Origin of the sequence: Streptomyces broussonetiae (assembly GCF_009796285.1) — a bacterium.
In the GTDB taxonomy this organism is placed as follows: Bacteria; Actinomycetota; Actinomycetes; order Streptomycetales; family Streptomycetaceae; genus Streptomyces; species Streptomyces broussonetiae.
The window spans coordinates 1,512,600-1,532,327 of record NZ_CP047020.1; the positions used below are offsets into that span (position 1 = coordinate 1,512,600).

Sequence of the window (19,728 nt, forward strand, 5' to 3'; positions counted from 1 at the left end):
TCCCCTGAACACCGGCACAGAAAAGGCGCCGCGGGTCTCCGCAGCGCCATCGACATGCCCATGAGAGCATCACGGAGGTCACTGGCTCAAGTGATGTCGAAATCACTGGGCCATTGGCGCAGCAGCCTCTCTGCCGACTGACCCACCGGAATACCAACGGACCAGGTCGGACGGTACAGCGCGCCTGCTGGCGCCTGTGCCATTGGTACAGTCGTCCTTCATGGCCGTGGACGAACTCGACACCCGCATCCTGCGACTGCTTCTGGAGCAGCCGCGTACCAGCGTGCGCGAGTACGCCCGGGTCCTCGGTGTGGCCCGCGGCACGCTCCAGGCCCGGCTGGACCGCATGGAACGCGACGGTGTGATCACCGGCACGAGCCCTTCGCTCTCCCCCGCCGCCCTGGGCCATCCGGTGCTGGCGTTCGTGCACATCGAGGTCACCCAGGGCCATCTGGACGACGTGGGGGACGCACTGGCCGCCGTACCGGAGATCGTGGAGGCGTTCTCCATCACCGGTGGCGGGGATCTGCTCGCGCGGGTGGTGGGCCGGGACAACGCCCATCTCGAGGACGTGATCCAGAAGCTGATCAGCCTCCCGGGCGTGGTGCGTACCCGCACCGAGGTGGCGCTGCGCGAGCGTGTCCCGTACCGGCTGCTGCCGCTGGTGGAGTCGGTGGGCCGGGCGACCCGCGCCTGACCCTTGGCATGCTGGACCGCATGAGCGACCTCGGCGCCCTCTCGGTCATCTTCGATCTCGACGGAACGCTCGTGGACAGCGAGCCGAACTACTACGAGGCGAGCCGGCGGACCCTGGCCGAGCACGGCGTCCCGGACTACTCCTGGGCGGACCACCGCAGCTACGTCGGCGTCAGCACTCTGGAGACGGCGGCCCTGTGGCGCGAACGCTACGGCCTGAACGTTCCGGCACGGACACTGCTCGCCGAGATGAACCCGCGCTATCTGGACCTCGCCCGCAAACGGACGGTCGTCTACCCGCAGATGCGCAAGTTCGTGGAGTTGCTGGCCGCGGAGGGGGTGCCGATGGCGGTCGCGTCGGGGTCGTCCCCGGAGGTGGTCGAGGCGATCCTCGCGGCTACGGGTCTGGGCCCGTATCTGCGCGCCGCGGTGTCCTCCGAGGAGGTGCCGCACGGCAAGCCCGCTCCCGGCGTCTTCCTGGAGGCTGCCCGGCGGCTCGGCGCGGCCCCCGCCGACTGCGTGGTCCTGGAGGACGCGGCACCGGGCGCCGCCGCCGCCCGTGCGGCCGGGATGCGGTGCATCGCGATCCCGTACGTGGCGGCCCAGGCCGACGCGCCCGGCTTCGCCACGGCGGACCTGCTGCTGCGGGGCGGGCAGCGGGAGTTCACGGCGCAGGGGACGTACGCCTGGCTCCGGGACACGGCCGCCCGCTCGCACTGAGCACCCCCGTACGGGCCAGTCCGGAAGGCGCTTGCGGTACGGCCGTTCGCGCCGCTCCCCCCGGAGCGCGCCCGCGCTTGTGCCGTTCACGGGGCAGTCCCCGTGGTGCGTGCGGGGCTGCGACTGCATAGCGTGATCGCATGACCACAGACCAGGCCGGACCGGTCGTCGGCGACCGGCGGTGGAAGGCGCTCGCCGTCTGTCTGACCGCGGCCTTCATGACGCTGCTGGACACGTCCATCGTGAATGTGGCCCTGCCGTCGGTGGAGCGCGGGCTGCACGCCGACGAGGCCGACCTGTCGTGGGTGATGTCCGGCTACGCGCTCACCTTCGGCCTGTCCCTCGTACCGGCCGGGCGGCTCGGGGACATGCGCGGGCGGCGCCGGACCTTCCTCACCGGACTCGCCCTGTTCACGCTGGCGTCGGCCGCCTGCGGGCTGTCCTCCGGCGCCGCCTGGCTGGTGCTGTTCCGGCTGGTCCAGGGGGCGTCGGCGGGCCTGATCGCGCCGCAGACCTCGGCGCTGATCCAGCAGATGTTCCAGGGCCCGGAGCGGGCTCGTGCGTTCGGCATGATGGGCAGCACCATCGGGATCTCCACGGCGGTCGGTCCGCTCGCGGGCGGCCTGCTGATCCAGTTGGCCGGCGGCCCCGAGGGCTGGCGCTGGGTCTTCTACGTCAACCTGCCCATCGGGGTGGCCGTCTTCTGCGCGGCACTGCGGCTGCTCCCCCGCTCCCCCGGCTCACCGGGCAGGCGCGAGTGCTTCGACCTGCCGGGCGTCCTGCTGCTCGGCTCGGGAGTGCTCGCGCTCATGCTGCCGCTGGTACAGAACCAGCAGTGGCACGGGCGGCTGAAGTGGGCGCTGCTCCCGGCAGGCGCCATTCTGCTGGCCGCGTTCTGGGCGTGGGAACGCCACCAGGAGCGGCGCGGCCGGGCCCCACTGGTCGACCTGGGGCTCTTCGGGCTGCGCTCCTTCACGCTCGGCGCGCTGCTGAGCCTCGTGTACTTCGCCGGCTTCACGACGCTGTTCTTCGTCTACACGCTGTTCCTCCAGAACAGCATGGGGTACAGCGCGCTCGAGGCGGGCCTGTCGTCCATGCCGTTCGCGCTGGGGGCGGCGCTGGGTGCCGCCGCCGGTGGCCGGCTGGTGCTGCGGTTCGGGCGCCGGACGGTCCTTGCCGGACTGAGTACGGTGGCGGTCGGGATGCTCGGTGTCGTCACGGCCGTGCAGTTCGTGCCGGGGCGGGCCGTGGCCTGGGGAGTCGGGGTGCCGCTGCTCGTCGCCGGATTCGGCTCGGGCCTGACCATCTCCCCGAACACCACGCTCACCCTGTCCCGCGTCCCGGTGGGGCGGGGAGGGGCGGCGGGCGGGGTGCTGCAGACCGGTCAGCGCATCGGCTCGGCGGCCGGTGTCGCGGTCGTCGGCTCGGTGTACTTCGCGCACCTGGCCCACCGCGGCAGCCCCTCCACCGCACTCCAGCTCGGCCTGCTCACCTCCGTGGGGATCATCCTGCTGGCCCTGCTGCTGGCCTACGCCGACCTGCGGGAACGGCGTGTGCGTCCGGAGGCCGGGAGGAGTCCGGAAGCGGCTCGGCAGGGGTCGTAGAACGCGGCAGGGATCGGCGGAGACGGGCGCCGGCCGACGGGCGGTACAGCTGACGAGCCCTGTCTCGGCCGCCGCCCCCGGCCTCAGGACCTGCGGCGCGGCTTGCCCCGCTTGGGCGTGGGCTTGCTCCCTGCCGTGCGGGCGCGCGGGGTACGGCCCGCCGACTTCGCCGGCGGCTTCTGACGGCTGCCCGTGTCCTCGGAGCGCTTGCGCTTCTGGTCGGCCGCAGAGGTGGCCGCGGGCCTGGTACGGCCACGGGTGCTGTTCGCGGTGCGGCCGCGGACGATGCCGATGAAGTCCTCCACCAGGTCGGTGGTGGCCTCCTCCGGCCAGGACAGGGCGATGCTCGACTGGGGGGCGTCGGTGACCGTTCGGTAGGTGAGGTCCTTGCGGTGGTACAGCCGGGCCAGGGACTGCGGGACGATCAGCACGCCGACGTTCGCGGCGACCAGCTCGATCGCGTCCGGTGTCGTCGCGGGCCGCTCGAAGGCGGGCTCGCCGGGCGGGCCGTCCCAGTCGAAGACGTCGTCCAGCGGGTGAAAGACCACCTCGTCGGCGAGGTCGGCGAGGGTGACCTCCTCCACGGCGGTGATCAGGTGGTCCTTGGGTACGACGACCACCGTGGTCTCGGTGTAGAGGGGGATCGCACTGAAGAACGAGCGGTCGACGGGGAGCCGTACGAGGCCCGCGTCGGCCTCGCCCGCGCGCAGCGCCTCGGGCGCCTGGGCGGCCGTGAGCTGGACGAGGGCGAGCGGGATGTCCGGCAGGCGCTCGTTCCAGGTCTTCACCCATTTGGCGGGCGTCACTCCGGGGACGTACGCGAGCCGGAACGACGGTGATTCCTCCGAGCCTGTCACCAGGCCAGGTTACCGGCCGTGGTCGGCACCCCGGCACATGGCCGATACCCTTGACCTCATGAGTTCGCAGCAGAGCACCCAGACGATGAAGCCCGCGACCGCGGCGAAGAAGCTGGGTGTGTACCTCCCCGCCACCCCCGCCTCGTTCCAGGAGGGCGTCGTCACACGCGCCGAGCTGAACGAGCTGCAGGCGAACCCGCCGCAGTGGCTGAGCGAACTGCTTCGCAACGGCCCCCACCCGCGTCCGGTGGTCGCCGCGAAGCTCGGCGTGTCCATCGCCGGGCTCGCACGCGGCGGGGTCACCGAGCCGCTGACCACCGAGCAGATCGAGGCGCTCAAGCAGGAGCGGCCCGAGTGGCTGGAGAAGGAGCGCGCCACCCAGGCCGAGGTCCGCAAGGAGGCCGTGCGGATCAAGAACCTGCAGAAGGAGAAGGAGGCCCGGGCCGCCGGGCGCGACTGACCCCTTCCGCCAAGACCGTTTCTCCGCACCACCCTTCGGGGCGGTGCCGGACGCGTGGTGGGCGCGGCGTACCGGACCGTCCCGGCGGTGACGACGTCGTACTGCGGCCGGCCGGGGCCAGGGCGCGCACCTGGGCGGCCAGGGTTACGTTGTCGATGAGGACGGGCATGTGACGGCCACGGGAGTGGGTCTCGTACTGCCGTCCCGGTTCCTCGAACCGTTCGCAGACGTGGGCGTCGCTGCCCAGCAGAGCCCACAGGATCGAGGCGAGGGCCTGCGAGGTCTCGGCGGGTCCCATGGCGGCACCGACGGCGGACTCGTCGCGCGGGGCGGCCCGGTCGACGGAGAACAGGCCGTCGGGGAAGCGGTCGCGTTCCTTGTCCGCCCAGCGGCAGGCGATCGCGGTCCTGCCCACGCCGGGCAGCCCGGCGAGCGCGACCCGGCCGGGTTCGCCGCACACCGTGTCGAGCCGGTCGAGTTCGGCCCCCCGGTTGCTGAACGTGCCGGTCGGGGCAAGCAGACGGTCGGGCTGGGCGCCGGGCGGCACCGGCACGGCACATCTGCGGCCAGGTCTCCGAGACCGCCGAGGTGATCACCGCCGTGGCCCGCCCGCCCGGCGAACGTCCCCCACTCGGCTTCCACCAAGCCCCCTTCACGTCGTCCGGCAGCGCCTGGGTGGGCGGGAACCACGGTGGAAGGATCTTCGGCGGATTCCCGGTCGGCGTCGCCGGGTCGGCCCAGGAAGCTCAGTGCGTCGCATACCGGGGTGGCCTGACGCGAGGGCCTCGGTGTGGAGCCACGGGCTCGCCGTCGTTCGCCCGGGTGATTCACGGCCCCGGGTCCACCCGGTCAGCTCTCCTTCGGCGGTGGGGACGGTTGGGGGGCGCGGGGCGCGGAGTCGGGGAGGAAGAAGTCCAGGAGGGCTTCGCGGACGGGGTGGTGCTGGCGGGGCTGGACCGACGCCGCGAGGTCCTGCGCGCGTGGCTGGGGTCCTGGATCGGCCGCAGTGGGCGGCTGCTCCGGCGTCATGGACGGGGATCGCCCCGACGGCGGAGTCAGGAGCGCCTCTTCGGCAGCCGGGGTGGAGGGGGAGGCGATCGGCGTGGACAGCAGTTCCCGGACGATCTCCTCGGCGCGCTCGTGGCGCGGGCGCATGTCGGAGACGGACAGGCCGTAGGGGGCCAGGACGCGCGGGAGGAGGGAGTCCTCCCACTGCGCGATGCGGCGCGGGCCCGGGCAGGACTTGGGGACGGGAGTCCAGGGCCCCGGCGAGCCGAGGAGCGTGTGATGGGCCAGGCCGGGGTCGGCGGGGGTCCGGCAGGCGCGGCCGGCGATGGCGGGGTGGGTGCGCATGAGCCACCAGTGGAGGCGGATCAGGGCGTCCAGCTGGGCGTCCGTCCAGGGCTCGGAGACGTGCCCCTCCGTCGTGATGGACACCGCGCCGGTGCCGTCGGAGCGGAGGTTGGCAAGGTATGCGGAGTCGGCAGGGGTGGACGTGTCCAGCCACTGAATGATCGTTCCGGCGGTGGACACACCGAAATGACTCCGGCCGCGGGCTCCGGACCGACGGAAGCGGACGTCCGCGGCGGTGAGGCTGGCGTTCGCCGTGTGGACGATGATCTGGGTCGGCTGGAGGGGTGAAGGCGGCTCGGGCCGGGCTAGGAGCCGGACCGAGGCGAAGGGGCACAGGGGCACGTCAGTTCTCCTCAGTTCTCCGGGGAGTCCGCGTTCGCGTCCGAGAGCGCCATGGCCAGGGGGTGGAAGACGCGGCGGAGGTCGGAGTGGGAGTTCTCGCCGGTGATCCAGGCCAGCGGCGCGTAGTGGACGTCGATGCCGAGGGGGAGTTGGAGGAGGGGGTCGCCGGCGGCATTGGCCGGCCACTCCACGGCGCCGGTGACGGTGCGGGTCGGGACCAGCCAGAAGTCGCCACTGCGATAGGAGCCGCCGGGGTTGAAGTAGACCTGGAGGCCGTCCTCCAGGTCCAGCCAGGTGCCCTCCTCGACGGGCAGGGCGCCGCCGTCGGTGCGCGGACGCCGGCCAGGGGTCCCCGTGGAGGCGTGGTCCCAGCGGCGCAGGAAGGGGTGACGCTCGGGCAGCGCGCCGATGCCGGGGAGCGGCTCGGCGGAGAGGCGGACCCGGCGGCCGGGGAGGTCGATCTCCTCGACGCTCAGCAGCGGCGCCGGCTCACCACGGCTGGTGTAGGCGGAGTCGCAGACCTCGACGCGGTCGCCGACGTCCAGGGTGAGCTTGTCGTCGTCGCCGAGGGTGGACAACGCGACCCAGGTGCCGTCGAGTTCGGCGATCGGGAAGACGACGCTTCCGTTCTCCCTGGACCACTTGAAGGTCGCGCCGCGCTCGGCCGTTCCGCCCTGGTGGATCTCGATGCGGTAGAGCTGGTTCTCCGGGCCGCGGTAGCGCGCGTCGGGCCGGACCAGGCAGGGCTCGTCCGCGGCTCCCTCCGGCCGCTCGGCGCGGGCGGCGAGGCGGGCGGTGGAGCGCTGGGCGGTGACCCAGTTCTCGAAGGCGGCGCGGACGGTGCCCGGTCCCCCGTCACCGACATCCAAGTCCTGGGCGGGGAGGGCGAGTACCTGCCAGACGGTCTTGACACGGGCGGCCGTGTCCGGCATGGCGGCGCCGAGCGCGACCTCGCGGATCCCGGGGTCCTCGACGGCGGTGACACTGCGGTCCCAGACCTTGAGGTAGGCCAGGAAGGGGAAGGTGGAAGGGAGTTGGTCGCCCTGCAGTTCGGGGTCGCGGTAGGCGTCGGGCTGGTTCCAGTAGGTCCAGGTGGCGGTGGTGGGGGACGGGGTGACGCCGTCGCTGTCCGCGCCGTCGCCGTCCATCGGCAGCAGTCCGCTGTTGGGAACGGCCGGGGCCGGCTGGGGACGGGTCGCGTCGAGCTGGATGCCGTCGACGTAGTAGCGGCCGCCGCCGATGGTGAGGTCGTCCTCGTGGGTGCCTTTGACGTAGGCGATCTCGAAGCCGGGGCCCTCGTGGGGCAGCCCGGGTCCCCCGTCGGGGCCGATCAGGTCACGGGCCAGGGCGCGGGAGCGAAACAGCTCGATCGCCGCCTGCTCGTTGGCGTCGGCGTCCAGTTGGACGCGGCCCTGCTGAGCGAGCACCGCGGAGTAGTGCTTGCCGGGCTGGTAGGTCAGGCGCGAGAAGTCGCCGTACATGGTCCCCCTCAACTTTCCTGTGCTGGTGCGCCGATGGGTGGTCTGCGTCTGTGTCCGGGTCTGGGGATGGACGGGCGTCAGGTCACGAAGAAGACGCCCGCGTCGGTGCCGGCCGGGGCGAACTCCGTCAGGCGCGCGAGGAGGTTGTCCGTGCGTTGTGGCTGGAAGAGGTCGTGGAAGGCGCCCTGCTCGGAGCGGTCGGCGGCGCCCCGGGCGATCTCCGGGGCGCAGCCGCGGGCGAGTTGGGCGTAGGCCGGGGTGCCGTAGCGGAGACTGGTGAAGCGCGGGCGGACCCGGTCGCTCTCGGCGGCGGCCAGTGCGGGCGCGTCCGCGCGGGCCGCGCGGCCGCTCTCGACGAGCTGCTGGACGGCCTCTCGGACCAGGTCCGGCTGGCAGCGGTAGCGGAGCGGGGTGCGCGAGCCGGGCGGCACGTAGCTGAAGCGGAGGCAGCCGACGGAGCGGCGGGCGACGTTCATCCGACCGGTGAAGATGCAGTCCTCGGCGGTCTCGACGGCGTGCGTGTGCACCTCGCCGATCACGGTGGTGCGGTGGGCGTGCAGGACCGCGTGGGCGTGACGGCAGTCGGGGGCGGAGAGCGCCTCGAGGTCAAAGGCGGTGGCGTCCAGGACGCTGTCCGCGATGTGGATCGGCAGCGGGTCGTCGTCGACCTCGTCGCCGACGACCCGGATGGTGCCGAGGATCGACCGCTCGATCTGGACGCAGGCCGTGGTGCGGTCGAGGACCAGGCTGGGCTCCTCGGGCGAGTGCGGTGCGCAGTGGTCGGTGAGCGACCAGCCGGGGATCAGTGTGCAGTGTCGGACGACCAACTCGCCCAGCGGGCCCGTGGCGTTGACGCCGCGGCCGGTGACGAGGAGGCCGTCCAGGACAATGCGGCCGCCCCGGACGTCGCCCGAAGGGCCGCCCGTGCCCCGGACGTTGAGGGCGTCGGGGCGGTTGCTGTACCAGTCGAGCAGGCGGATCACCGGGCGGGTGCCCTCGGCGGCGCGCAGTTCGAGGCGGTCCTCGGGGTCAAGGGCGAAGTCCAGCTGCTCCTGGTAGGCACCGTTGTGGGTGATCTGGATGATCGCCTCGGGGCCGGCCGACCCCGCGGCCTTGTCGGTGCGCCACTGCTCGTAGGCGTCGGTGATCCGCTCGAAGCGGCGGCCGGGGCCGACCCGGTAGACGGCGGCCTCGGGTGGATCGACCCGGTCACGCGGGTACTGGCCGCCGCCCATGTCGTCGCAGAACGCGTAGTGATAGCTGACCCAGACGCCGCGCGTGGGCGCCGAGCGGGCACCGAAGGCGATCCGCCCCAGCTCGGGGTCCACGGCGACCTGGCCGTACCTGGGCCGGTAGTGCCAGCCGGAGAGGTCGGCGACCACGATGTCGGAGAGTGGGATGGGGGTGAACTCGTCGTCGCGCCAGATGGCGAAGCTCCTGCCCGGCCCGTAGAAGTCGCTCAGCCGGTCACTGAGTTGACGTCGTGTGATGTAGCCCGGGACGTTGTCGATGGTGGCGATGTGCGTCGTCGAGGGCTCCGGCTCGGGGAGGGTGACGAGCGGGGTGTCGTTGCCGAGGATGGAGAAGGTGTAGTGGTTGCGGGCCCGGTCGAGGCAGTAGGCCGGGCCGCGGGAGATCGCGTACGGCTTGAGGCGCCAGACGAAGAGGCCGACTCCGCCCGGGGTGAGCCCGCCCTGGCGGCGGGTGGAGGCGGCACGGCGTACGTCGGCAGTGCGGGCCGAGGTCTCGAAGGGGCTGCCCAGCAGGTCGAGGGCGGCGCCGTCGCGGAGGTCGGCGAGGCGGCCACGGCGCAGGCGGCGGCGGTCGGCCGACGTCTCGTCGGCCCGGAGGAGGCGCACCGGCTGGGTGGTGGCCAGGAGCCGGGAGAACTCCACCGCGCGGGCCGGCCAGTCGGCGGTGGCCGCGCAGATCTCCTCCAGCACGGACAGCGTCCCCTTGCGGCGGCGGTTGGCGACCGTGTCGGCCACGTCGCGGCGCGGGGCGAGGCGGGTGGCAAGGCCCGGGTCGGTGCTCAAGGTGCCCTGGTAGCCGGGGAGGACCTGGTAGCCGACGAGGTCGCCCAGGTAGGGCAGGACCCAGTCGGCGGCGGTCTCCACGAACCAGTCGTCGTACTGCTGCTCGACGGTGGTGCGGATCAGGTCGAGTTGCTCGGAGATGACCGCGAGCAGCGCCCGCAGCGGCTCGCCGGACTGGGCGTCGCGGATGCGGTACCAGTCCGGGAGCAGGTCGAGCAGGCCGTCGGGGTCCCGGCTCATGCGGAGGCCTCCTTGAGGATCAGGGTGTCCGGCAGGTCCGGGGAGAGCACGGCGAGCTGCGCAGGGCGGATCCCGCGGAAGACGACCACGCTGCGGCCCGGCAGCAGGGGCTGGGTTCCGGTGAGGTCGGGGTTGAGGCGGAGCAGTTCGACGAGGGAGATGCCGTACTGGGCCGCGATGTCGGTCAGGGTCTCCGGCGCCGGACCGGTCACCCGGTGGCGTTCGACGCGGTGGCGGGCGGGCTGCGCCGCCACCACGTCCTGAGGGACGGCGAGCTGGTCGCCCAGCCGCTCCAGTCCCTGCGGCGTGAGGTCGCCCGGGACCCCGGTGAAGGCGGCGACCTCGATGTGGTCGACACCCGGCACGGCGTGGGCGGTGGCCAGCACCTCGGAGAGGTGGGCCGGCTGGGCGAGTTCGCGCGCGTCGAAGCCGAAGCGGGCGAGGAGGGCGGCGCGCAGGGAGGGCTCCACCTGCTCCCAGTCGTGGTCCTGGGCGACCGTCACCTGTGCGGCGAGCAGGAGCAGGACCTTTTCGCGGACCGCCACCTCCACCGGCAGCCGGAGGTCCCCGTACTCGGCGAGCGAGGCACGCAGGGCGGTCAGCAGGCCGGAGTCGGAGGCGATCGGGATGTCGTCCGTACCGGCGACCGTGACATGCACCAACTGGCGTCGTCCGTCGTAGAGTTGGGCGGCCCTGGCACGGCCGATGCCGGCGCGGGCGCGGGTGAAGTCCGCGTAGTCGGGGAGCGAGACCAGCCGGTCCAGGGCCGAGACGGCCAATGGGACCTGGCGGCGCTGCGGGGTGAAGCCGCGGGTGAGGGTGCGCGTGTCGGTGGCGCCCGCGGCGCCCTCGGGGTCGGCTCCGCCGGTGGCCGGGAGCGGGTTGGTCACCCCGGTCACGCCGAGCGGGCGCGTGGTCAGCTGGGTGATCTTCTCGGCGGCGACGTTGGCGGACCTGCCGATGCCGGTCCGGTAGGTGGCCCGGACGTTCTCGTGACCGTTGGGGAGCCGGGAGCCGTGGGTGCCGTCGCCGAAGGTGACCCGGATCCGGCCGTCCTCGGTGGTGCTCGTGGTGTAGACGCGGTCGTGCGGGCCGGCCGCGGCCAGGGTGTCCACTTCGTACCAGAGGATTCCGTCGACGCGGATGCGGAGGGTGCTCGCCGCGCCCTCGGGGGTGTCGGAGGCCAGCCAGGTCAGTGGGGCCTGCCAGAGGACGAAGCTCTGGCCGGCCCTGCTCGCGTCGCCGCTGCCGATCGGCTCGTCGCGGGTGGCGCCCTGGGTGGCGCGGACCACGTTGCCGTAGATCTTCACCGTGGATCGCTTGTAGCGGTAGGCGAGCGGCGCGGTGAGCATGAGCGTGGTGCGGACCGTGGCGCCGGGCAGGGCCGGGTCCACGGCCTGGACCGCCTGGGACACCATGGCCGGCTCGCTGCCGGCCACGCCCGGGGTGCCGGGGATGTCGGTCCGCTCGCCGGAGACGACGATCCAGCGGCCGGGGGCGAGGCCGCCGTAGAGCTGGTCGAGGTCGACCAGGTCGCCGCCGACGTCGTCGGTGAGCGGTTCGTCGGCCAGCTCGAAGCTTTCTCCGCGGGCGTAGACGCTGGTGTCGCGGATGTGCGAGAGCAGGGTGTCCTTGTCGTCCAGCCAGGGGTCCTCGAGGGTCAGCTCGGTGACCTTGCCGGTGATGCCGAAGTCGGCGCGGGAGAGGACGCGGACACCGCTCACGCGCGTGATGACCCGGGAGAGCCTGGGATCGCCGGGGACGCCGCCGGTGACACCCTTGCGGGGGCGGTCGACGGCGACCCAGCTGCCGGGGGCGATGCCCTCGTAGACCGCATCCAGCGCGAGCACATTGCGTGCGGTCAGGCCCAGTTGGGCGGAGAGGGCGACCTCGACGGAGGCCGGGTCGCCGACGGCGGAACGCTTGACCGTGATCTGGTAGGCGCCCTGAACGCCCGTCAGCTGATCGCCGGGGGCCAGGTGGAAGTCGAGCGGCCCGGGCAGCGGCGGGTTGGGACCGTTGCCGTCGCCCTCGTCGGTGGTACCGGTCGCGGTGATCCCGACGTGGACACGGCCGTCGTCTGCGGGGCGGGAGACGAAGAGGTCGCGTTCCGGGAGGTGGGCCAGCAGATGTGCGGTGACGCCCTCCTCCTGGCCGGCTTCGAAGGCACGGCGCAGCGCCGACTCGCCTCCGGAGGTGGACAGTTCGATCCGGCCGGGGCCGAAGTCGTGCGTGCCGACGTCACCGGGGAGCGTGAAGTTCATGCTCACCGAGCCGCCGGCCTCGACGTAGCTGAACTCGGCGCGGCGGGGCGTGGTGCCGTCCGTGTCGTAGTCGATGCGCATGCTGGTGAGCTTGGACCCGGTGAGTGGCCAGTCGGTGTAGCGGACGACGCGGCCGGCGTCGTCGTAGACCGGCTTGAGGGGCGCGGTGGCGCCGAAGGGCGTCGCGGTGACCCGCATCGCCTGGGCGTCGAGCAGGGCCAGGGGCGCGCCCAGGTCGACGCTTCCCCAGGCGGAGTAGAGGCCGTCGCGCAGCCGCGGGTCGAGGGCGGTGAGCAGTTGGGCACCGAGGTCGGAGCCGGGGGCGTAGCTGCGCTCGGGGTCGCGGGACAGGGAGCGGGCGTCCGGGGGGAGGTCCGCCGGTGGGGTGCGCAGGGCGGAGAGCAGCGGGCCCAGGCCGGACAGGGCCGGGTCGATCGCGTCGCCCGGGCAGTCACCGGGCTCGCTGCCGGACGTTGACGTCATGTCGGCCGGGGCCGACGCCCCAGCGGTGTGCACACCCGTTCCAGCGGTGGCCGGCTGCGGCGGTTGCAGGCCGAGGGCCTGCGTGCGCAACCGGGTCAGTTCGGTGTCCAGGGCCTCGAACCAGTCGGAGACGTCCCGGTAGTCCTGCCCGTACGCCTTGGCCTCGCGCAGCCGGGCGAGGGTCCGGGCCAGCCGGTCGGCGAGCTTCGGCGGGGTGTCGAGGGTGTCCAGTTCGCCGCGCAGCGGGGCCAGCACCTGGTCGTCGAAGTCGCTGACGATCCGGCTGTGTTCGGGCCACGGGTTGGGGTTGTGCTCGCCGCCCGGGGTGATCCAGCGGGTGAGTTCGGCCTTGATCCCCTGCAGGGAGGGCAGTGAGGCCTGCGGCAGACCGATGGCCGTGGTGCCGCCGGCCCGGTCGACGCTGACGCCGGGGACCGTGAGCAGCACGCGCTGGCTGCGGTCGGCGGCGCGGTCGGCGCTGAAGATGAAGAGCAGCTGATCGCCCTGCTTGATGTTGTTGGTCGTGCCGGCGGCGAACAGCCGACTGCGTTTGGCGAGTTGGGTCACTGTCAGCTGGTAGGAGCGGCGCTGGAGCACCTTGAGCTCGTTCCAGGCCCAGCGGGCGGTGAGGTCCTCGACGGACTCGAAGGACTGCGGCTCCTCTCCCTGACCCGGGACGCTCTGCGAGCGCGTGCCGCGCGGGACGACCACCGTGGTCTCCTGGCCGCTGCGCGGATCGCGGTCCACGGTGTACGCCAGATAGGTCTCGGCGGCGACGCCCGGACGGGGCCTGTGTCCGACCAGGCCGCCGAGCAGGGCGAGCGAGCCCTCCTCGGTGGCGGTGCGCAGATAGCCCTCGTTGGCGATCCGCTCCGCGTAGAAGGTGAGCACGTCTGCGACCACGGCGGCGGCGTCGACCAGCGCGATCGCCGGGTCGTCCGGGGTGCGCACGGTGAGGTCCTGCAGGGCGGGGTAGGCCGGGCCGGAGAGCCGGTCCAGCATCGCGGAGACGAAACGCCCGTACTCCCCCACCCGGTAGCGGACCGCGTCCAGGCCCGGCGGGTTGAACACCTCCACCGGTGTCGCCGGGTCGGCTCCGCCGGGATTGCAACCGCAGCTGCACGGGTTGCCGGTCATCGGCCACCTCCGATCTCGATGCCGAGCCGGCCGTTCTCGGGCCGGGCGGGGTCGTTGTCGCAGCATGCGACCTCGAGGGCGCCGACCGGCAGTGTCCCGGCCGCCAACTCGCCCTGGTCGGCGCGGAAGAGGCGCCGTAGTCGGGTCACCTTGGCGCTGAGCACACCGGGCACCGCCGCCGCGACGGCGACCAGACGACTGACCCGGACCGGCTCGCCGAAGGCCAGCGCGTCCGGGTGGAAGAACCCGAGCCTGCCGTCGGGCAGCCGGCGGTTGCCCAGCACTCGGCGCAACTCGGCTTCCACGTGCCCGAGTTGGTGGGCCTGGTCCACGCAGACCGAGAGCGCGAGGTCGATCGGGACCTGGAGCGCGGGGCGCACCACCAGCTCGTGACCGATGCGGCGGTAGGGCAGCAGGCTGTGCTCGACGGCCTGCAGCAGTGCCTCCCCGGGCTCGGGGAAGTCGACGGCGCCGGCGGGTCCTCCGGCCACGGCGGACCTCGGGCGCTCCACCGCCTCGACGGCGATGTGCATCTCCCGGCCGCTACCGGTCCAGCGCAGTTCGGCGGCGGCCCGGCGCACACCCGGGACCTGCGCGGCCAGGGCCGCGTAGTCGCCGGGGGTGATGGCGCGCTCGAGCCGGCGGTGCGGGGCGAGCGGGGCGAGCCGGCGGACCTCATCGACCGCCTCGGGCTCGGTGCCGCCGACGGCGGGGAGTGGATTGCGGACCGCTGTGACCGCCTCGAAGGCGGCTCGACGGGAGCGCGCGCCGCGACCGCTCTCGTCGCTGCCGCGGCAGACGACGAGGTGGTTGACGGCCTCGGCGCCGACGTTGCCCGCCGCGCCGTTGCCGACGCGGTAGGCGACCTCCAGGGTGGTGCCGGGCGGGGGCGGCGCGCCGTGCTTGCCGTCGCCGAAGCGGAGGGCCAGCCGCCCGTCGTCCTCGACCTCGCCGACCAGGTGGTGGCCGCGCGGGCCGTCGGCGAGCAGGTCGCGGCGGGGCGTCCACACACCGTCACCGGCCTGGGCACGGAGGGCGGGCAGCGCGGTGCGTGGGTTCTGGCGCAGCCCGTCGGCGGCCGGTCCGGCGAGGACCGGGTCGCTCGGGTCCAGCTCGGCGGCATAGCGCTCGCCCCAGCTCTGGGCGATCTCCCAGGCCACGTAGCGGTTGAGCACCGTGCCCGCGTGGGCGCGGGCGGTGAGCACCTCCAGGCGGCGGAGCTTGCCGGCGAGGAGGCGGGTGCGACGGTCGTAGAGTTCACGCAGAGCCCGGCCGGGGTGCTCGCCGATGCGCAGACGCTGGATCGTACGGGCGCCGAAGACCACCGTCAGCTCGTCGATCTCGCCCTCGGTGGGTGGCTCGCCCTCCTCGGCGCGGCGCCACAGCTCCTCGATCCGCTCGCGCAGGCGGGCGGGTACGGCTGCCAGCCGGGCGGCCTGGCCTGCGGCGATCCGGGCGGGGTCGGGGTAGGGGGTGGCTTGGGTGACGGGAGCGTAGCGCAGGACCGGACGGAAGCGGGGGGCGATCGCCGGGTAGGTGGTCTGGGCGAGCAGCGTCTCCAGAGCCGCGGCCTGGGCGTCGGCGGTGGCGGGCTGGACACGTTCCTCGACCGTGGTGCCGGGGGCGAGGACGACGGATATGCCTGCGCGGGCGACGGCGTCCGGACCCAGGAGTGGTTCCAGAGCGCGCACCTGCTCCGGTGTCAGAGGGCGCCCGGAGCCGGTCTGGTCGAGCAGGGCGTGTACCGCCTCGGCGGCGGGGCTGCCCTGGGTGCGCTCGTCGGAGCAGCCGAGGGCAACGGGGCCGCAGGGCCTGAGTTCGGCGGGCGCGGGCGGTACCGCGAAGCGTTCGGGGGCGCCGTTGCAGAAGGTCAGCGAACGGCCGTGGTCGACCAGGACGACGTTGCCGCGGGCGACACTGATGCCGGTGATCAGCCCGCAGGCGAGCCCGCCCCGCGCCGACAGGGACAACGCAAAGGTCAGCGCATCGTCCTGACCCCACCTCACTTCGACGATCGGCTGCTCGTAGAGTTCGTCCTCGCCGGGCGTCACCGACGTGAGCCGGACCACCTGGCGATGTGTCGGGTCCGCACCGGCGGGCGTGCCGGTGCGCGGGCCGAGAACCTCCTCCAGGACGAGCAGATCACCGGGCTTGAGCTTCAGCCCGCGCTCAGGGGTGTCCCTGAGCGTCGCCGACGTGGCGCCCTTGGGCAGGACGCACTCCTCCTCTCCCCAGGTCCAGAATCCGATCTCGTTGTGGTCGGGGCGCAGACTCAGGTCGGCAGAGGGGATCACCGGCTCGAAGACCTCGAGGCCGACGGGCAGGTTGGCAAGTGCGTCCAGGTCCTCGTCGGCGATCACCGTGCCGAAGTCGGGGCGCTCCTGCGGGCCCAGACGCGACAGATCGATGGCGGCGAAGCGGTACTCACCCTTTCCGAGAAAGAGTTGGCGGTCTGTCTGGAGAGCCACGAAGGTACGGGCGTTGCACCCGTCGTGCATCGCGTAGTCGATCAGGCGGACGTGGCGGCGGACCGAGACGCGACGGCGGGCCGTGGAAAGGTACGCCTCGGTGGCCACCGCGTCCTGCTGGTAGGAGAGCTGGTCGCCGCTGTAGGCCAGCAGCTCGACCAGCGCCGTGCCGACGTCCGGCACATGGCGCTCGACCCATCCGGGAGCGGTCAGGCTCATCCGGTCCAGGATCAGGCGTCGCAGGCTGTCGTAGTCGCGCGCGGTGTAGTCGGTCACGGGGTGGCGGGCGTACTGCGGGGCGCAGTCCTCCTCGTCCTCCCCGCAGTCGTACGGGCTGGGTCCGCCCTGGGTGAAGGTGAACTCGGCGGCGGCGTAACGGACGTCGAAGCCCCGGCGCGGCTGTGTGCCCGGTCGACCGAAGGCGTCCGTCTCGACGACGCGGAGGCGGTAGGGCGACGTGTCCCCCGCCCTGTCCAGGCGCACGAACATCCGGTCGTCGAGTTCGGGGTCGTCCTCGCGGACGATCTCGACCGCCAGGGCGTGAACGTCCCTGATCCGACGGCCGCCCTCGATACGGACGTGATGGTGCGTCAGATGGTGCGGTGCCTTGCCGAGGAAGGTGACGGTGAGCGTGCGGCCGTCGTCGCCCGTCTCCACCTCGTCCAGGCCGTGCAGGCGTGCGGCGCGGACGGCGCCGCGACGCTGGTCGGTTCGGCAGTCTGTGCTGCTCACGCGGCTCCCCCGCTCCCCTCGAACACATCGGTCCGGCGTGTCCCGGTGCGCCGGACGGTATAGGCCAGGTGCACGCGCACCACGTTGTCCTCGCTGACCACGTCGAGCGCGTCCACCTCGATCACGTCGCCGAGCCAGCGCTGCAGGGCGGCCTGGACGGAGAGCTGGAGCGCGGAGGCGAGCTCCGGGCTGTTGGGCGCGAAGACCAGGTCGAGCAGCCCGCAGCCGAAGTCGGGGCGCATCACCCGCTCCCCCGGGCTGGTGAAGAGCAACTGCTCGATCATGTCCCGGACGTGGCCGTCGTAGTCGGTGTCCGCGGTGCGGCCTCGGTTGTCGACGTGGAAAGGGAAGGCGATGTCCGTGCGGGGCGGGTACGGCTGTGGCGCGGGGAGCTGGATGACGCGCTCGCCGTGGGCACCGGCCGTGGCGGCTTCGCCCGCCGCCGCGGTCCGGCGGCTGCGGGGGCTCATCGTCCCACCACCCGCTGCTGTACGACGGTGACGTTCGGCGGACCCTGGGTCGCCCCGACGGCGTTGTGGGCCAGGGCCGTTGAGTCCTGCAGCAGGGCGGGCGAACCGTTGATGAGGATCCGTGCGGACGGCCCGGTCCAGCGGATGGCCGTGCAGGGTCGGGGACTTCCGCCGGCAGTGAAGGTGCAGCCGGTCACCGTGTGGACGTCGGCCTCGGTGGCGGCCGGGCTGCCGTCGACGAGCACCCGCGACTGGGCGGGCAGGACGTTCGCCTGACCGCCGTGCGGGCACATCACCGTGGCGCTGATGGTGACAAGATTTCCGGACACGTGAACTTGGCCTTCCCCCGTCGGAGTTCAGGTGACGCTGAGCGCGTCGTTGTTGATGGTCACGGTCGGCCCCACGAGGGAGATCACCGCGCCCTGGCCGTTGCTGATGTGCACTCCCGTGTCGTCGATGACGATCGACGCGCCGGAGGGGTGCTTGAGGGTGATGCCCTTGCCGCCGGGTTCGTCGGAGAGGACGATCTGGCGCTGCCCGGGGGTCTGGAGCACCACGTTCGGGTTGTTGGTGGCGGTGACGGCGTCCTCGGGCACCTCGCTCATGGACCCGTACCAACACCCCGTCCAGATCGGATAGCTGGGGTCGCCCTGCTCGAACTCCACCCACACACCCGCGTCCACCGGCGGCAGATGGAACTGCCCCATTCCGGGGCCGGCCAGCGGGAAGCACGGCATGGCCCAGGTCGAGGTCACGTCACCGAGCACGTCCGGGACCTGGACCTGGAGTCGGCCCACACCCATGGGGTCGGCGTTGCTCACCACGGTGCCCCGGTATTTGCCGAGGTAGCGGGTGGGTTCAGCAGCCATTCTCTGTCTCCTAGGGGACGACCGTCGGCTCGAGCGCGATCAGCCCCTCGCGAGCAAGGGTGAAGTTCTGCGTGTACGAGCCCCGTTGCAGGTTGTGGGTCACGGACTTCACGTAGTACCGGCCGTCGTAGGTGATCCCGGCGCCACGGACGCCGACCAACTCACGTGCGCGCAGCGGGTATCCGTACCGGACGACATCCAGCTGACCGGAGCCGGTGACGGCGTCGGCGGACTCGGCGGCCTTGGCGAGGGCTTCGGCGATGCCCTGGCCGCTGTCCTTCTTCGCGGTGTCCCCGATGACCGTCTTCTTCAGTGCGGGTGCCGGGCGCTGTGCCAACCGTGGTCGCAGGATGCTCACCTCGGGCACGGGCAGGATGGACGAGACGCGCGTGGCGGGCAACTGGATGCGTGCCTCCGGCTGCTCCCGTGCCGTCCCGTCGAAGGCGAAGGTCAGTTGGTCGACGGTGGACAGTCCGTCCATGTTGACGTTCAGCGCGTGCTGCGGCTCCCCGAGGCGGACCTCCGGCCCCCAGTAGGCGCGGCTCTGCCCGGGGACCGGACCCGGGTCGAGGTAGAAGGCGTAACCGTTCGCCTGCGCCAGCTGGTTGATGTAGGCGAGGTCGGTGCCCTTCTGGAAGTCCACGCGCTGGGTGGGCATGGGGGTCTGCGGGATCAGCTCCGGCACGACCAGCGGGGTGATCCCGTACTGGGCGTACTGGGCGATGATCGCCTGGACGCGCGCGGCCGGGGACATCGCCGGGTACGGGACGGCGGCGCGCTCGTCCAGGTCCATCAGGACGGTCAGATCCTCGCCGGTGACGGTGAGCGTCGACTGGCCGGGCTGATTGGAGATGCCGACCTCCTGACGGATGATCACTCCGTCCATCAGCACGGTGGGCGTGCCCTGAATCGTGACCGTGATGATGACGCGCGTCTTGGGATCGAAGTACCCGCCCGGCAGCAGACTGTTGCTGATCAGGCTGTCCTTCGCCAGGTCGAAGGCCAGCTGGAAGCCACTGCGCTGCCCCGACGCCACCGTCACCTGCACGGACAGGAGCGAGTCCGCAATCTCCTGGGCGACCGGCACCGCCAGCTGCGGGCCCATCATCAGTGTCAGATGGATCGGCCCGGTCGCGACCGGACCGGTGTCAGCCATTCGCCCCTCCGGGCACGCCACTGGGGAGGGTGATGCGGATCTGCCGGCCGGGCTCACCGGTCAACTCCCGTGGATCCAGGAGCGGGTTGGCATCCGCGATCCGCCACCACTGCTCGGCGTTGCCCAGGTAGCGGGCGGCGAGCAGGTCGGGGCGGTCGCCGGCGCCGACCGTGTGGGTGGTCAGGTCCGCCATGCTCGCCGGGTCGGGGAGCAGGCGGCGGCGCAGGTAGGTGACCTGGCGGCCGTCCGCCTCCGTGAACTGGGCCGTCCCCAGCCCGTAGTAGCGGCTCGACCGCGGGTAGGCGGTGCTCGCCTGGGTGAGCGCGACCGCGTCCAGCGGGTTCTCCAGCGACGCCATGG

16 protein-coding genes are annotated in these 19,728 nt (G+C 72.6%); 4 read left to right on the forward strand and 12 right to left on the reverse strand.

Going from position 1 to position 19,728, the window contains the following annotated elements; all coding sequences use genetic code 11:
- The first annotated feature begins 220 nt into the window (after window positions 1-220).
- The 3 genes from GQF42_RS07235 to GQF42_RS07245 all read left to right on the forward strand — a co-directional run bounded on the left by GQF42_RS07235 (window position 221) and on the right by GQF42_RS07245 (window position 3,020).
- Window positions 221-697 carry an Lrp/AsnC family transcriptional regulator gene (locus GQF42_RS07235; protein WP_158918755.1) on the forward strand — a complete coding sequence of 159 codons (477 nt, stop codon included), beginning with the start codon at window positions 221-223 and terminating at the stop codon, window positions 695-697.
- 20 nt (window positions 698-717) lie between these two features.
- Window positions 718-1,416, forward strand: coding sequence for an HAD family hydrolase (locus GQF42_RS07240; RefSeq protein ID WP_158918757.1), 699 nt, complete (start codon window positions 718-720; stop codon window positions 1,414-1,416).
- A 140-nt stretch (window positions 1,417-1,556) separates the two neighbouring features.
- Complete coding sequence (locus GQF42_RS07245) at window positions 1,557-3,020, forward strand: MFS transporter (RefSeq protein ID WP_158918759.1); 1,464 nt, start codon at window positions 1,557-1,559, stop codon at window positions 3,018-3,020.
- An 83-nt stretch (window positions 3,021-3,103) separates the two neighbouring features.
- On the opposite strand, the gene GQF42_RS07250 is transcribed toward GQF42_RS07245, so the two are convergent.
- The gene (locus tag GQF42_RS07250) at window positions 3,104-3,877 is read right to left on the reverse strand and encodes a LysR family substrate-binding domain-containing protein (protein WP_199272598.1); all 774 of its coding nucleotides are present in this window, start codon (window positions 3,875-3,877) and stop codon (window positions 3,104-3,106) included.
- Window positions 3,878-3,935: 58 nt separating this feature from the next.
- Between GQF42_RS07250 and GQF42_RS07255 the strand changes: the two genes are divergently transcribed.
- Window positions 3,936-4,337 carry a DUF5997 family protein gene (locus GQF42_RS07255; protein ID WP_158918761.1) on the forward strand — a complete coding sequence of 134 codons (402 nt, stop codon included), beginning with the start codon at window positions 3,936-3,938 and terminating at the stop codon, window positions 4,335-4,337.
- On the opposite strand, the gene GQF42_RS07260 is transcribed toward GQF42_RS07255, so the two are convergent.
- From GQF42_RS07260 to GQF42_RS07310, 11 genes are all read right to left on the reverse strand, one after another.
- The gene (locus GQF42_RS07260) at window positions 4,288-4,890 is read right to left on the reverse strand and encodes a hypothetical protein (RefSeq protein WP_158918763.1); all 603 of its coding nucleotides are present in this window, start codon (window positions 4,888-4,890) and stop codon (window positions 4,288-4,290) included. The genes GQF42_RS07255 and GQF42_RS07260 overlap by 50 nt on opposite strands.
- Before the next feature lie 296 nt (window positions 4,891-5,186).
- Window positions 5,187-6,032, reverse strand: a complete 846-nt coding sequence (locus GQF42_RS07265) for a peptidoglycan recognition protein family protein (RefSeq protein WP_158918765.1) — start codon at window positions 6,030-6,032, stop codon at window positions 5,187-5,189.
- Between the two features lie 11 nt (window positions 6,033-6,043).
- Entirely contained in the window at window positions 6,044-7,513 is a 1,470-nt protein-coding gene (locus GQF42_RS07270) for a DUF6519 domain-containing protein (protein ID WP_233273753.1), read from the reverse strand.
- Window positions 7,514-7,590: 77 nt separating this feature from the next.
- A complete protein-coding gene (locus GQF42_RS07275) occupies window positions 7,591-9,789 on the reverse strand; it encodes a hypothetical protein (protein WP_158918767.1) in 2,199 nt (732 codons plus the stop codon).
- Window positions 9,786-13,673 carry a putative baseplate assembly protein gene (locus GQF42_RS07280; RefSeq protein WP_158918769.1) on the reverse strand — a complete coding sequence of 1,296 codons (3,888 nt, stop codon included), beginning with the start codon at window positions 13,671-13,673 and terminating at the stop codon, window positions 9,786-9,788. The genes GQF42_RS07275 and GQF42_RS07280 overlap by 4 nt, the downstream gene beginning before the upstream one ends.
- A complete protein-coding gene (locus tag GQF42_RS07285) occupies window positions 13,670-16,873 on the reverse strand; it encodes a putative baseplate assembly protein (protein ID WP_233273274.1) in 3,204 nt (1,067 codons plus the stop codon). The genes GQF42_RS07280 and GQF42_RS07285 overlap by 4 nt, the downstream gene beginning before the upstream one ends.
- Entirely contained in the window at window positions 16,870-17,343 is a 474-nt protein-coding gene (locus GQF42_RS07290; protein ID WP_158918771.1) for a GPW/gp25 family protein, read from the reverse strand. Before GQF42_RS07290 ends, GQF42_RS07285 begins: the two co-directional genes overlap by 4 nt.
- Complete coding sequence (locus GQF42_RS07295) at window positions 17,340-17,672, reverse strand: PAAR-like protein (protein ID WP_158918773.1); 333 nt, start codon at window positions 17,670-17,672, stop codon at window positions 17,340-17,342. The genes GQF42_RS07290 and GQF42_RS07295 overlap by 4 nt, the downstream gene beginning before the upstream one ends.
- Before the next feature lie 27 nt (window positions 17,673-17,699).
- Window positions 17,700-18,212: a phage baseplate assembly protein V gene (locus tag GQF42_RS07300; protein ID WP_158918775.1), complete on the reverse strand. Its 513-nt coding sequence runs from the start codon at window positions 18,210-18,212 to the stop codon at window positions 17,700-17,702.
- Between the two features lie 10 nt (window positions 18,213-18,222).
- Window positions 18,223-19,368 (reverse strand): hypothetical protein, encoded by a 1,146-nt coding sequence (locus GQF42_RS07305; RefSeq protein ID WP_158918777.1) that lies wholly within the window; start codon window positions 19,366-19,368, stop codon window positions 18,223-18,225.
- Window positions 19,361-19,726 (reverse strand): LysM domain-containing protein, encoded by a 366-nt coding sequence (locus GQF42_RS07310; protein WP_158918779.1) that lies wholly within the window; start codon window positions 19,724-19,726, stop codon window positions 19,361-19,363. The genes GQF42_RS07305 and GQF42_RS07310 overlap by 8 nt, the downstream gene beginning before the upstream one ends.
- Window positions 19,727-19,728: the final 2 nt, after the last annotated feature.

Excerpts from the sequence above, each read along its gene's own strand:
- GQF42_RS07255 (WP_158918761.1), top strand. The coding sequence starts at position 3,936 with ATGAGTTCGCAGCAGAGCACCCAGACGATGAAGCCCGCGACCGCGGCG.
- GQF42_RS07305 (WP_158918777.1), bottom strand. The coding sequence starts at position 19,368 with ATGGCTGACACCGGTCCGGTCGCGACCGGGCCGATCCATCTGACACTG.
- GQF42_RS07275 (WP_158918767.1), bottom strand. The coding sequence starts at position 9,789 with ATGAGCCGGGACCCCGACGGCCTGCTCGACCTGCTCCCGGACTGGTAC.
- GQF42_RS07235 (WP_158918755.1), top strand. The coding sequence starts at position 221 with ATGGCCGTGGACGAACTCGACACCCGCATCCTGCGACTGCTTCTGGAG.
- GQF42_RS07245 (WP_158918759.1), top strand. The coding sequence starts at position 1,557 with ATGACCACAGACCAGGCCGGACCGGTCGTCGGCGACCGGCGGTGGAAG.
- GQF42_RS07290 (WP_158918771.1), bottom strand. The coding sequence starts at position 17,343 with ATGAGCCCCCGCAGCCGCCGGACCGCGGCGGCGGGCGAAGCCGCCACG.
- GQF42_RS07310 (WP_158918779.1), bottom strand. The coding sequence starts at position 19,726 with ATGGCGTCGCTGGAGAACCCGCTGGACGCGGTCGCGCTCACCCAGGCG.
- GQF42_RS07300 (WP_158918775.1), bottom strand. The coding sequence starts at position 18,212 with ATGGCTGCTGAACCCACCCGCTACCTCGGCAAATACCGGGGCACCGTG.
- GQF42_RS07240 (WP_158918757.1), top strand. The coding sequence starts at position 718 with ATGAGCGACCTCGGCGCCCTCTCGGTCATCTTCGATCTCGACGGAACG.
- GQF42_RS07280 (WP_158918769.1), bottom strand. The coding sequence starts at position 13,673 with ATGACCGGCAACCCGTGCAGCTGCGGTTGCAATCCCGGCGGAGCCGAC.
- GQF42_RS07270 (WP_233273753.1), bottom strand. The coding sequence starts at position 7,513 with ATGTACGGCGACTTCTCGCGCCTGACCTACCAGCCCGGCAAGCACTAC.